Annotated in this window: 12 protein-coding genes and 1 riboswitch; of the genes, 8 read left to right on the top strand and 4 right to left on the bottom strand. The window is 37.8% G+C overall.

All coding sequences use genetic code 11. The features are described 5' to 3' along the window. Nucleotides 1-4: 4 nt before the first annotated feature. From brnQ to BHE89_RS07210, 3 genes are all read right to left on the bottom strand, one after another. Nucleotides 5-1,357: a branched-chain amino acid transport system II carrier protein gene (gene brnQ, locus BHE89_RS07220; RefSeq protein WP_069367588.1), complete on the bottom strand. Its 1,353-nt coding sequence runs from the start codon at nucleotides 1,355-1,357 to the stop codon at nucleotides 5-7. Between the two features lie 302 nt (nucleotides 1,358-1,659). Next, the gene (yidA, locus tag BHE89_RS07215) at nucleotides 1,660-2,466 is read right to left on the bottom strand and encodes a sugar-phosphatase (RefSeq protein ID WP_069367587.1); all 807 of its coding nucleotides are present in this window, start codon (nucleotides 2,464-2,466) and stop codon (nucleotides 1,660-1,662) included. A gap of 127 nt (nucleotides 2,467-2,593) precedes the next feature. Then, nucleotides 2,594-2,980 (bottom strand): helix-turn-helix domain-containing protein, encoded by a 387-nt coding sequence (locus tag BHE89_RS07210; RefSeq protein ID WP_069367586.1) that lies wholly within the window; start codon nucleotides 2,978-2,980, stop codon nucleotides 2,594-2,596. 671 nt (nucleotides 2,981-3,651) lie between these two features. Between BHE89_RS07210 and BHE89_RS07200 the strand changes: the two genes are divergently transcribed. Continuing rightward, nucleotides 3,652-5,034, top strand: a complete 1,383-nt coding sequence (locus tag BHE89_RS07200) for an amino acid permease (RefSeq protein ID WP_069367585.1) — start codon at nucleotides 3,652-3,654, stop codon at nucleotides 5,032-5,034. A gap of 112 nt (nucleotides 5,035-5,146) precedes the next feature. Here the strand turns inward: BHE89_RS07200 and pagP are convergent, their stop codons facing one another. Next, nucleotides 5,147-5,782, bottom strand: a complete 636-nt coding sequence (pagP, locus tag BHE89_RS07195; protein ID WP_069367584.1) for a lipid IV(A) palmitoyltransferase PagP — start codon at nucleotides 5,780-5,782, stop codon at nucleotides 5,147-5,149. A gap of 755 nt (nucleotides 5,783-6,537) precedes the next feature. Next, a riboswitch (TPP riboswitch) is annotated at nucleotides 6,538-6,627 on the top strand. Nucleotides 6,628-6,678: 51 nt separating this feature from the next. Between pagP and thiD the strand changes: the two genes are divergently transcribed. From thiD to BHE89_RS25230, 7 genes are all read left to right on the top strand, one after another. After that, complete coding sequence (gene thiD / locus BHE89_RS07190) at nucleotides 6,679-7,476, top strand: bifunctional hydroxymethylpyrimidine kinase/phosphomethylpyrimidine kinase (RefSeq protein ID WP_069367583.1); 798 nt, start codon at nucleotides 6,679-6,681, stop codon at nucleotides 7,474-7,476. A 158-nt stretch (nucleotides 7,477-7,634) separates the two neighbouring features. Then, nucleotides 7,635-7,961: a hypothetical protein gene (locus BHE89_RS25250; protein ID WP_286145968.1), complete on the top strand. Its 327-nt coding sequence runs from the start codon at nucleotides 7,635-7,637 to the stop codon at nucleotides 7,959-7,961. 95 nt (nucleotides 7,962-8,056) lie between these two features. Further along, nucleotides 8,057-8,512, top strand: a complete 456-nt coding sequence (locus BHE89_RS25245; RefSeq protein ID WP_286145967.1) for a hypothetical protein — start codon at nucleotides 8,057-8,059, stop codon at nucleotides 8,510-8,512. 121 nt (nucleotides 8,513-8,633) lie between these two features. After that, nucleotides 8,634-9,089 (top strand): AAA family ATPase, encoded by a 456-nt coding sequence (locus tag BHE89_RS25240; protein ID WP_286145966.1) that lies wholly within the window; start codon nucleotides 8,634-8,636, stop codon nucleotides 9,087-9,089. Between the two features lie 19 nt (nucleotides 9,090-9,108). Continuing rightward, complete coding sequence (locus tag BHE89_RS25235) at nucleotides 9,109-9,474, top strand: hypothetical protein (protein WP_286145964.1); 366 nt, start codon at nucleotides 9,109-9,111, stop codon at nucleotides 9,472-9,474. Beyond that, nucleotides 9,474-10,103, top strand: a complete 630-nt coding sequence (locus BHE89_RS07180) for a 4Fe-4S single cluster domain-containing protein (protein WP_069367581.1) — start codon at nucleotides 9,474-9,476, stop codon at nucleotides 10,101-10,103. The genes BHE89_RS25235 and BHE89_RS07180 overlap by 1 nt, the downstream gene beginning before the upstream one ends. A 17-nt stretch (nucleotides 10,104-10,120) precedes the next feature. Further along, nucleotides 10,121-12,172, top strand: coding sequence for a protein kinase domain-containing protein (locus BHE89_RS25230; RefSeq protein ID WP_286145963.1), 2,052 nt, complete (start codon nucleotides 10,121-10,123; stop codon nucleotides 12,170-12,172). The last annotated feature ends 7 nt before the right edge of the window (nucleotides 12,173-12,179 follow it).

The following is a 12,179-nucleotide window of genomic DNA, read 5'->3' as shown; positions in this document are numbered from 1 at the left end:
TTATTTATTTTATAGTATTAGAAGTAGCAATTTCAGGTTCAGTTTCTTTAAAATTGAGACTGATGATTAATGAAATAACGAATGCAATGATACCTGGTAATACCCAACCTAAGCCATAATCAGACAGAGGGATATAGCTAAATAATTGCAGTAAATCAGCATTTAACCACTTCAATTGTTTTAATGTATCGAAAAGGCTCATTAAGACAATGATTGCAATTGTAAAGCGATAGGTAAAGCGAGGCGCTTTTAATTTGTTACGGATAAATTGCAGTAATACCAAAGTGACTGATGTTGGATAAATCATTAATAATGCAGGAATAGTGACTCGTAATAATGTATCAAGACCAAACGTTGATACGATTGTGGTCATTAATGTAAATATCACAACCCAAAAGCGATAGCCTAAACGGTGATGGAATGTCGCAAAGTAGTCAGCCGCCGCACTAGTGACACCGACAAGTGTTGTCATACTGGCTAATAAAACAATACCGCCCATCAACCAAGTTCCCACAGAGCCAAATAATGCATCAACATAACGTGAGAAAATTTGACCACCGTTAGTGGCATTGAGTGCAGGATCAGCAAAAACAGAAACAGAATAGCTTGTTGCCCCTAAGTAGAAAAGACACAGATAAAGTGCGGCTAACAGTAAGACTGAAATCATACCTGCTTTTACGGTAATAAAACCGATTTGGCGTGGTTCAGTGATACCTTTAGTATATAAAGCACGGGCAACAATCCCTCCAAATGCCATGGCAGAAAGGACATCCATGGTTTGATAACCATCAATAAAGCCAGAAAAGAAGCCATTTACAGCATAAAGGCCTGTTGGTTCACCAATCGGGGAAATCGGTTTTGCCACAACCGCAATGCCCACAACCACCAGTAAGACTAACAGTGCGGGCGTCATAAACTTACCAATGGCGCTTATCATTGTGCCTTGTTTGAGCATGAAGAACATACTTGTGATATTGAAAACAAGTGCAAAAGTAAGGTGCGTTGCCGTATTTTTCTCAATAAGTCCTAAAGGTAAAAAACCCATTTCATAAGCGGTATTAGTGACACGAGGCATCGCAAAAGTGGAACCTACGATAAGATACAGTGCTACCCAGAAAATGACGGCAACCCATGAAGGTAAATCAACAGAAAGGCGTTCACCGCGTCCACGAATTGCAACAATAACTAAGGTTAGGAAAGGGAGTAAGACACCCGTAACGAGGAAACCTAAAGACGTACTAAACCAGAGGTTTCCCGATTGAAAACCCGCCATAGGGGGGAAAATAATATTGCCAGCGCCAAGGAAGAGTGCAAAAACCATCATTCCAAGAACGAGCATATCTTTTGTAGAAAGCATAACTTAAACTACCTGTCTGTGAAGAAAATATATAAATGATTTATATTTGTTATTCTACATCTAGCCTAATTAACAGCTTAATATGTTGTGAAAATGCAGTTTGAATAACGAAAAGTGAATTGATAGTAACAAATTCTGAAGGATATGTAAGAAGAAAGGCAGATTTAACGCTCATTTAACAGCAATTATAGAATCATAAAAGGCTATGTTTTTGGTCGAAAAGCAGTGTGATCCTCTGCGAAGGATCACAATTGCTATATAATTTTGTAGACATTCGCGATAAAACACAAAAAAGATCGTGTTTAAATAAATTTATTGATCGCCACTGCAACGCCGTGCTCTTCATTAGAAAGTGTGACGAATTTAGCGACTTTTTTCACTTCTTCAGGAGCATTTCCCATCGCAACGCTTAAACCCGCATATTTCAGCATTGCTAAATCATTACCTTGATCACCAATACACATGATTTTTTCTGGTGTGATTTTCAAATGTTCAGCGACTTTTTGTACCGCACTCCCTTTGTTGACATGGGTGTTTAACACTTCAATAAAATAAGGGGCGCTACGTAATATGCTGTATTGTTCATAAATATTAGCAGGAAGATATTGAATGGCATTATCCAAAACGGCAGGTGCATCCACAATCATAAACTTACTAAAATACATATCAGTTTGCATTTCATTTAGTGGACGATAATAGAGTGGAGTCCAAGATAAAAAGGCTTCTTGGCACGTGAAATGGCTAATATGACGGTTGGTGGTATAAATCTTATTATCGCTGATAACGTGAAAATGGACACCAATCTCACGAGCGAGATTTTCAAAATAGAGGTAATCTTCAAAATTGAGCAGATCTTGAATAATAACTTCACCATTATCTGCTTGATGGATTTGGCTACCATTATTGCTGATACAGTAACAATCAGAGGTATCAAGACCGAGTGTTTTTAAATAGGGAGAGATGCCATTAAAGGAGCGCCCTGAAGCCAGAACAATCTTAACTCCCGCCTCTTTTGCTCGCTGAACTGCTTGTTTTACTTCTGGCGTAATTTCGTGTTGTTTGTTAAGCAAGGTTCCATCTAAATCAATAGCGATAAGCTTAATACTCATTAGCATCCCCATATTAAATAAAAGCAATCATGATAAAGGAAGGGCGAAGCGGTCTATCATCACATAGCTTGCGTATTATTTATGTGACATTAAAGGCTATCTGTATAATGTCACATAAATAGAAGGGTTAATCAGCACAAGGCGATTGTAAATGTAAAGGTTGTTTGGTTTCTAAAACGATCTCTTGATTTTGTCGAAAGTCGAAAGGTGTGATGCCATACTCTTTACGAAACATATAAGTAAAGTGAGATTGTGAACCAAAGCCGAAATCAAGGGCAATATCGAAGATAGAGCGCTCACTGGTACGCAATAGATGAATAGCACCAGCTAATCTACGCTGACGGATATACTTACCTAAAGAGGTGCCTGTGACTTCTTTAAAGATTTTCTGCATATGCCAAAGAGAATACCCAGAATAAGCCGCCAACTCTTCAAGATGGATAACACGACCTAAATGCTCCTCAATCCATTTACTTAGCGCGCAAACCAATGCGAGATGATTATCTTGTGGCATTACAGTTCCATTCTATCAATGAAGTTAAGGTAAAAAATCAAAATTAACTCCCTAATCTTATACAAAAAATAGCAGACAGAGAAATCCATATTAATGGATAGCTATCTCTCATCGTTGGCAAAAATGTGTATTTAAATAATATAAGGTCATTTTACATCCCGTTTAGAGCGAAATAATGCAAATTATCTGAAGTCTGTCGAGGAAGCGTTTATCTTTCATTATGAAAGTTATGCTAAATTTACTCATAGAGATAATTGATTGACGAATTTTATAACAACAAACTCCCTGTCTTGTTATCGTAATTTAAGCGAATGCTTATAATGTGATCAGTCATACTAACAAAATGTATTTAAAGGATTTTAAAATTGAAACGCAAAGAAAATAATTATTAGCTTAATTATTGCATTAGCCATTACCTTTGGTCTCTATCTTGTGGCATTAGATAATTTTTGCGATCGGGGGAGAGGATTTCCAACAAGGCCTTTGCCGCTTCACCACATTATTCCCCTCTAAACACCACTAAAAGATAGCTTTTCTTATTATTTTTTGCCTAGCATAAAATGTATTTGTTATTCAAGTCAGAATAGTGTTTTAATAGTGGCTTGAAATAAACAAAACGTAAATATTAGTTTACACTTTAAGTTGATAAAATAATAAAGAGAAGAGGATGTATGGCGAGAGAGTCGCAACAGACAGAACTTAAGCGCGGTCTGAAAAATCGACATATCCAGCTAATTGCGCTGGGTGGTGCTGTCGGCGCTGGTCTGTTTCTTGGTATAGCGCAAACTATTAATATGACAGGCCCATCAGTAATATTAGGATATGCTATTGGTGGTTTTATTGCGTTTATGATCATGCGCCAATTAGGCGAAATGGTTGCCGAAGAGCCAGTTGCGGGTTCGTTTAGTCACTTTGCTAATAAATATTGGAGCCCATTCGCTGGCTTCTTATCAGGCTGGAACTATTGGGTGATGTTTATTCTTGTCGGTATGGCAGAATTAACCGCAGCAGGCAAATACATTAACTATTGGTTACCTGATATTCCTGTTTGGGTGTCCGTTGCTATCTTCTTTGTAGCAATCAACTTAATCAATTTGATTAACGTTAAAATGTATGGTGAAACAGAGTTCTGGTTTGCCATTATTAAAGTGTTGGCAATTGTTGGCATGATTTTATTTGGGAGCTACTTACTAGCCAGTGGTAATGGTGGCCCTCAAGCTTCGATTAGCAATTTATGGGAGCTCGGTTTTTTCCCTCATGGCTTTACGGGCTTTATGTCTGCATTAGCCATTGTGATGTTCTCTTTTGGTGGACTTGAGCTGGTGGGGATCACCGCGGCTGAAGCTGAAAATCCAAAAGTCAGTATCCCGAAAGCGACTAATCAAGTTGTTTATCGTATTTTAATTTTCTATATTGGTTCGTTGCTAGTGTTACTTTCACTTTATCCTTGGACTCAAGTCGTAAAAGGTGAAAGCCCATTCGTCCTGATTTTTCATAACTTGGATAATTTCTTAATTGCGAATATTTTAAATGCAGTGGTATTAACTGCGGCACTGTCTGTTTATAACAGTGGTGTTTATTCTAATAGTCGTATGCTTTATGGCTTGGCAAAACAAGGTAATGCACCACATGCACTGTCTCGCATTAATAAACGTGGTGTACCCGTTGTGTCGTTACTTTTGTCTGCTATTGCGACATCATTAGGGATTTTAGTTAATTATTTATTACCTGAGCAAGCGTTAGAGCTATTAATGGCGTTAGTTGTTACCACCTTGGTACTTAACTGGATTATGATCTGTTTGGCGAATTTAAAATTCAGAGCTGCAAAAAAGAAAGAGGGTATAGAGCCTTTCTTTAAAGCACTTTGGTATCCTTATGGTAACTATATCTGCCTTGCTTTCTTATGCATGATTTTAGTGATTATCTTATTTATGCCTCAAGTGAATATTTCAGTAATTTTAATGCCATTCTGGATTGCATTCTTATGGGTTGGATTTAAGATTTCCCGTATGAAGAAAACGTCTAATCGTGTTCAAGCAAGTCAAGATATTTAAGTTATTATAGATTGAGCCTCTGTTGAATAATAAAAACGCATCATTAAGATGCGTTTTTTTTATGTTCTATTTTTTATTATTCGCACTTATTCTGATCGGCAAAATAATGACATTACTGCCAACGTAACCAAGCAAATAAGACGTTACCATTGTTATAAGTCCCTGGCACATAGGTGGCTTGTAGTGAAAGATGCCCGTAACCAACAGAAACTAGCGGTAAAGGAAGTGGCATAGGAATATAGTTGTATTCATGACGCGCTGTAATACTTAGTGTAAATCCTGCCCCCATACGAAAGCCGTCTTTATCACCGGGATACCACATTTTTTCAAAACCATAGCCCATAATAGGCTGTACACGGTTATTTGAATCCATAAATGCCATTGCATAAAGAGAGTGCCAATCACCATCATTGTCATAACGATATTTACCCATACCAAAGCCCCAAGGTGTTTCGTTATAGCGATCTGTTTTTTCTTTATCGTAAGTAAAACGGTTATGCCAAGTCCATACAGGTAAATAGTAATTATATTGGTCGCTATCCCAAGTTTGATTGATATTACGTTTGAATTTTCCCCAGTAGCTCTCTTCATTATTAGACGGAGATGACTTACTGGTGACTTGTTGGTTTTCTGTCGTAATAGTCTGATAGGTATTTGTATTATTTTCAGAAGCGAAAGCGGATGTTGTTAACGCAAGAGAAAACAGCGTTGTAGCTAATACGCTAGGGTGAAAATAGGATGATGACATAAATATAACTCCGAGTACGGCATAAACAGTGTTTCTAGTGATGACAAATAAACATTATTAATAGTGTTATTTAATCGACAAGTATTTAAGATAAGAGGTATCTGAAACTTGACTTCTTAAATAAAATCTTAAGGGATTAGAATCGGTTAAGAAGAAAATAAATAGATTTATTGTACTTATGAACGAAATTTTTTTTTTGATATTAAAGGCTGTTATTTTTTATAATAATGTATTGTTTTTAATGGAAAATTAAGCTTTTATTAGATTTGAAATAAATAGCTGATAAATGAGTCCTGAAAGATATAATTTAGGTTTAGTTACTTTCAACAGGAAAAATCTATAAAGTATCTATTTTTATCACTTAATTAAAATATTGAGATAAATTTAATATTAATAACATCAGGTTATAAAAATAGATTAAATTTCCAGCAGGATAATAGAATAACGATTAAGAAGAGTTAAATAAAAAAAAGAAAAATTCTGTATTGGTTTATAAAACGTTTAGGTTTAAGTGGCACAACGGGGGGTGTAATGTGTGTTTTATACAAATAATCCGATGTTGAGGGCGTGTAAATTAAAGCATCATTGTTTACACCCTTTCATGAGGTGAATAGGTTATTTATTATATATAGCCTTTGCTGATTTCTCTTACTGGATCACAAATCTTAAAAACAGGGCGTTAATAAGTTGAGATTCGCTATCAAACTAGCATCTTTATCTTGAGCATGCGATACTCCTTATCGCCTGAATTTACAGGCTTTGGCTCGGGGCGCCTTATTGGCTGAGATGAACCCGTATAACCTGATCTGGATAATGCCAGCGTAGGGAAGTCAAGGTAACTCTGCTGATTAACAGAGCCCGACTTTTCTGTAACTGGTGAAAGGAGGAGTTAATCAGTGAGATTCAATGCATTGTCTATCGCAGGCACTGATCCGAGTGGTGGTGCAGGTATTCAGGCCGATCTGAAAACATTTTCCGCACTGGGTGTCTATGGCACAACAGTAATGACAGCACTTGTTGCTCAAAATACCTGTGGTGTTCGTCGTGTCTATGATTTATCCCCTGATTTTGTTGCCGCTCAATTAGATGCTGTCTTGTCTGATGTTCGAATTGATAGCGCCAAAATTGGTATGCTCTCTAATGCCTCGATTATTGATGTGGTTTGCGACAAACTTCAGCAATATGCGATCCCCTTTGTTGTACTTGATACCGTAATGATTGCAAAAAGTGGTGATCCTCTATTACAGCCTGATGCAATGAATAAAATGATTAATCAGCTTTTGCCTCTGGTTGATTTGATCACACCTAATTTACCTGAAGCAGCAGCACTATTAGGTTGTGAAGTTGCTCAAGATGAAATAACGATGAAGCAACAAGGTTATGCATTGCTAAAACAAGGATGCAAAGCGGTGTTGATGAAAGGCGGTCATTTAACGGAGAATGAAAGCCCTGATTGGTTATTTACTCAAGATGGCGAGTGGCGATTTACCTCCAAACGCGTAAATACGAAAAATACCCACGGCACAGGATGCACTCTTTCGGCTGCTTTAGCCGCTATTCGTCCCCAGGTTTCTAATTGGCAAATTTGTGTTGAACAAGCAAAAATCTATTTACAGCAAGCGTTAGAACATGCAGACAGTTTAGACGTTGGACAAGGTTTCGGTCCCGTACACCATTTTCATCGCTGGTGGTAATGTTGATTACAACAACACTTATCTTAAATAGAGTCGTTATGGCTCTATTTTCATTTTTATGATCGGACGCTTCAGAGAGTTAACACTATTCTCAATATAAACAGCCCGTATATTGAGGAATTAAGGTAAGATATATTTTATTTTCAATGAGGGATGATATGAATACTGCTTTTCAAAAACCACGCTGGTTACGTGATTTACTTCGCTTTATTCCATTGAAAAGTCAGTTTGTGTTATTTGGTAATGTACGTGACTTACAAGCCAGTGAAGTTGCGCCTAATATTATAACGCCATTGCCTTTTAACCAGACGCTTTATAACAGTTTGTATGAAGTAGGTTATATTCATATCATCACTTATACGCCGTTAACGGGGTTTCAATGGATCGCGAATCCTACGCTCTCTTTGCAAGATGGTGCAATGTTAATGCAACAGTTAGGATTAACCGTTACAGGTGATCGCGCGCAGGTAATATTGATAGCCTAAATAGTGTATTAGAAAAATGGCAAACAATAACTGGTCAGCCGATTGCACTATGTATTGATTTTGCCTCTTGCTTGCTTTCTCATCGTGATAATCTTATGCCTGCTGAACATAACTTATTTACGCGAGCATTAATGACTTCGCATCAAGCTAAAGCGAGACCTGCTGGCGAATATAATCAACCTTTCTTCAATAGTATTTTTTGGATCGTAGAAAAAGAAACTGATTTACCCGATTGGTTTACTGTTAATAATCCTCGAATTCGAGCCATTCCTGTCGCAAAACCCGATAGTCAGATCCGCAGAGTGTTGGCACCCAATTTATTGATGTCGTTAGCAGGGTTTTCATTACTTGTTGAGAATGAAAAAGCGTCGCTTCTTAATGATTTTATCGATGAAACAGAAGGGTTATTACTGCTGGATTTAGTGGCAATAGTGCAATTAGCGCGGATTGAAGAAGTGGAAATAACGCGAATTAGTGATGCAGTAAGGCGTTACAAGGTAGGTATTACAGAAGATCCTTGGCAAAAAATCGATAAACAAAAAAATTCGTAATGCACCACAAGTTATACAGCGTCGTGTTAAAGGACAACAACATGCAGTCACGCATTTATTAGATATTATTAAGCGTGCCATGACGGGTGTGGGTAGCAATAAAGGAGGACGACCACGAGGAGTGTTGTTTTTAGCGGGACCAACTGGTGTCGGTAAAACTGAGTTAGCAAAAACGGTTACTCAATTGCTTTTCGGTGATGAAAGTGCCTATATTCGCTTTGATATGTCTGAATTTAGTGCCGAACATGCTGATCAACGTTTAATTGGTGCGCCTCCGGGTTATGTGGGTTATGACTCTGGCGGTGAATTAACCAATGCTATTCGCGAAAAGCCTTTTAGCGTTGTATTATTTGATGAAATAGAGAAAGCGCATCCTCATTTAATGGATAAATTCCTCCAGATTATTGATGATGGGGTATTAACATCAGGACGTGGCGACCGCGTTTATTTTTCTGAAGCCTTAATTATATTTACCTCAAATCTTGGGATCTACCGTGTTGATAATAATGGTGAAAGAGTCGCGAATGTTCTACCTGATGAACCTTTTGAAAATGTCAGCCGTAAAGTAAAAAAGTGAAATAGAGCGCCATTTTAAATTGGTTTTAAATCGACCTGAATTATTAAACCGTATTGGTGAAAATATTATTGTATTTGATTTTATTCGGGAAGATGTTGCTGAGCAGATATTTGAACAAATGGTAGCAAATATCTTATCTAGCCTTGATAAACAATTACTCACATTATCGATATCAGAAACGGCTAAATCGACGTTAAAATTCTACTGTTTATCTGATTTATCAAATGGCGGTCGTGGTATTCGTAACCAATTAGAGGTTTATCTTATTAATCCTCTCTCAAGAGCCATTTTTGACAGTGATTTAGCGGTAGGAAAAGCCTATCAAATTGCTGATATTCAAATAGGTGAAACGACCAATATTATTTTAGTGCCGCAGGCAAATTAATGCAGATCAGTTTATCTCGGCTTCATTTCCCAGTGACAACATTAGGACCAGGAAAACGAATTGGCATCTGGTTTCAAGGGTGCTCTTTGCGTTGTAAAGGCTGTTTATCACCAGATACATGGGAAAGAAAAGCCGAAAGTGTCACGGTTGATGTAATTATTCAACAAATTCAACCTTGGTTTGCATTTGCTGATGGTATTACGATTTCTGGCGGTGAACCTTTTGAACAACCAGAGGCGCTTTATGCGTTATTAATAGCGCTACGTCAGCAATTTACGGGGGATATTTTTATTTACAGTGGTTATCACTGGAATGAGATAGCACCTCAAGTGACTAAAATGTCAGGTTTAATTGATGCGTTAATGAGCGGTCGATATCAAGCAGAAACTACACAAAGTTTGATGTTACGAGGCAGTGATAATCAGCAACTTCATTGTTTAACGGCGATGGGACGTGCGCGTTTTAGCGCTTTTGAACGACATGTGACAGAAGAAGATAAAGTGCTTGATCTCTCAATGGATAACCAAGGGCGTATTTATCTTACAGGTATTCCTCAAAAGGGTGATATGGCTCGGTTGCGTGAAGTATTAACACAACAAGATGTTCAATTAAAACAGATAAAAAGATAAGAGAGATGGAATAAAGGATGGCCATGATACGTTTTTGTCCTCACTGCCAAACGGAGCGCCAGTTAACCGAGATTTTTTGTGCAGGACAGGTTAATGAAAAACCGTGTGGATGGGATCTAACAATTGAACCTATTCATGAGTCTGGATGGCGTCCATCTCCGCCAATATCTTCATCTATCGAGAGCGCTACAATAACGCCCGATCTTCATCACGATCAGCCGAGAAAGTGTATTAACGGACACTTGATGGGAGAAGACGATTTTATCTGTTTTGAATGTGGTGCTGATCCGGCTGATGAGATTGAAAATAACGCCGTTAGCGATAATGAAACGTTTAGATTGATTGGTGATTGGCGTCTTGAACAACGTATCAATTCTATTAATAGCGAAAGAGAACGCTATAACGTAAGCAATATCAAAACAGAGCAAGAAGGCGTATTAACACTCTATCTTAAAGGTGAAGAGCCTGATCCTGCTATTTATCAAGTATTAAATCTGATCTCTACTGACCATATTCCAGTATTTTATGAAACGGGTCGATGGGAGAATCGTGTTTGGCATGTCACCGAACGATTAAAAGGTGGCTCACTAAGCCAATTCATTGAACGCGGTGATTTTTGGCAATCGAATGAAATTAACGCATTAGTCTCAGAATTAGGTACGGCTATTGCAGCATTAACTGAACATGGTGTGCGTCATCGTGCTTTAAAGCCCTCGAACTTGATGATCCGTTCTCGAGATCCCCTTGATATTGTGGTGATTGAGTATGGTTCGGCGTGTTTATCTGAATTCGATCTCGATATTGTCTCGCCGCTTGAAATTTCACGTTATAGTGCGCCAGAAATTTTAGCGGGTGGTGTTTCGGCAGCATCAGATTGGTGGAGTTTAGGGATCATTTTACTTGAGCAATTAACGCAAGGAGCTTGTTTTAAACATGTCCATGATAATGCGTTTTTAATTCAAGTAATGACGAATGGTGTTGAGTTAGCGGATGATTTAGATCCAAATATTCAATTACTTTTACGGGGTTTGCTCTGCCGCGATCGCTTTCAACGATGGCAATGGAACGAAGTTAATGCGTGGCTACAAGGTTTAGCGGTACAAGCGCCGAATATTAATCACAACAATGGAAATCAGCAATATTATCAATTTCAATTTGCCGATCAGCTATTTAATCAGCCTGATACATTTGCAATGGTGGCGGCACAAGCACAATATTGGGATCAAGCAACGGCATTGCTTATTCATGGTGAAATCACGATTTGGTTAAGCCAATTTGATAATCGTGGCAAACAAATTACCCAATTGCAGGCATTAATTGAAAAACAAGATATTGAGCCAAGTTTACGTTTTACACTCGCACTGAGAATTTTAAATCCTAATATGCCATTGATTTACCGTGGCGAGATCATTACACCTTCATGGCTTTTAGAGCATCCCTTATTAGGTTATCAATTAATTTGTCAGCCACTTGCGACTGAGCTGCAATCTATTGATGAGACACATTGGCTTGTTCAGCTTTATTATCGTCAATGCGCTGTTCGTGAACGAGCACTGCAACAACGTATTCCACTAAATGAAGAAAGTTTACAGCTTTATTTGTTAATCACGTCTTTAAGTCAATTAGTCGCTCGTTGGGAGATTATTCGTGCAGAATTTCCGGATGCGTATAATGAAAATCTACGGGCTTTAATCGATCGTAAGAATATGCATGAAAATGACTATATTTTGTTATTAAGTGCTGAGATTGGGCAATATATTACGCTAGATTCACTGGTGAATAATGCCGCTAAATTAGCGAGAAACCTGGCGATTAAGACGTTTGATAAACAACAAGCAAAAATATTATTAGCCACACCTCGATATCAACTTATTGAACAACTTAGTGAAAGAATAGGGGATTTTAAGCGTGTTAATAACGATATTATTGATAGATGGGCTGATGATTTTCTCTTAACGCGCAGATTACCTCTTGACCATATTATTGTCATGCTTTGCATTCCCGCTGAGCAATGGCAAATACCTGGATCACAACGATATATTTTAGAAGTATTGCACTTTTTTTTCTAAAAAATTA

This window comes from Shigella sp. FC1967 (assembly GCF_001743005.1).
In the GTDB taxonomy this organism is placed as follows: Bacteria; Pseudomonadota; Gammaproteobacteria; order Enterobacterales; family Enterobacteriaceae; genus Proteus.
Note: the sequence above shows the minus strand (reverse complement) of the source record. Positions and strands in the feature narration are given on the sequence as shown.

Excerpts from the sequence above, each read along its gene's own strand:
- brnQ (WP_069367588.1), bottom strand. The coding sequence starts at position 1,357 with ATGCTTTCTACAAAAGATATGCTCGTTCTTGGAATGATGGTTTTTGCA.
- yidA (WP_069367587.1), bottom strand. The coding sequence starts at position 2,466 with ATGAGTATTAAGCTTATCGCTATTGATTTAGATGGAACCTTGCTTAAC.
- BHE89_RS07210 (WP_069367586.1), bottom strand. The coding sequence starts at position 2,980 with ATGCCACAAGATAATCATCTCGCATTGGTTTGCGCGCTAAGTAAATGG.
- BHE89_RS07200 (WP_069367585.1), top strand. The coding sequence starts at position 3,652 with ATGGCGAGAGAGTCGCAACAGACAGAACTTAAGCGCGGTCTGAAAAAT.
- pagP (WP_069367584.1), bottom strand. The coding sequence starts at position 5,782 with ATGTCATCATCCTATTTTCACCCTAGCGTATTAGCTACAACGCTGTTT.
- BHE89_RS25250 (WP_286145968.1), top strand. The coding sequence starts at position 7,635 with ATGAATACTGCTTTTCAAAAACCACGCTGGTTACGTGATTTACTTCGC.
- BHE89_RS25245 (WP_286145967.1), top strand. The coding sequence starts at position 8,057 with ATGCCTGCTGAACATAACTTATTTACGCGAGCATTAATGACTTCGCAT.
- BHE89_RS07180 (WP_069367581.1), top strand. The coding sequence starts at position 9,474 with ATGCAGATCAGTTTATCTCGGCTTCATTTCCCAGTGACAACATTAGGA.
- BHE89_RS25230 (WP_286145963.1), top strand. The coding sequence starts at position 10,121 with ATGGCCATGATACGTTTTTGTCCTCACTGCCAAACGGAGCGCCAGTTA.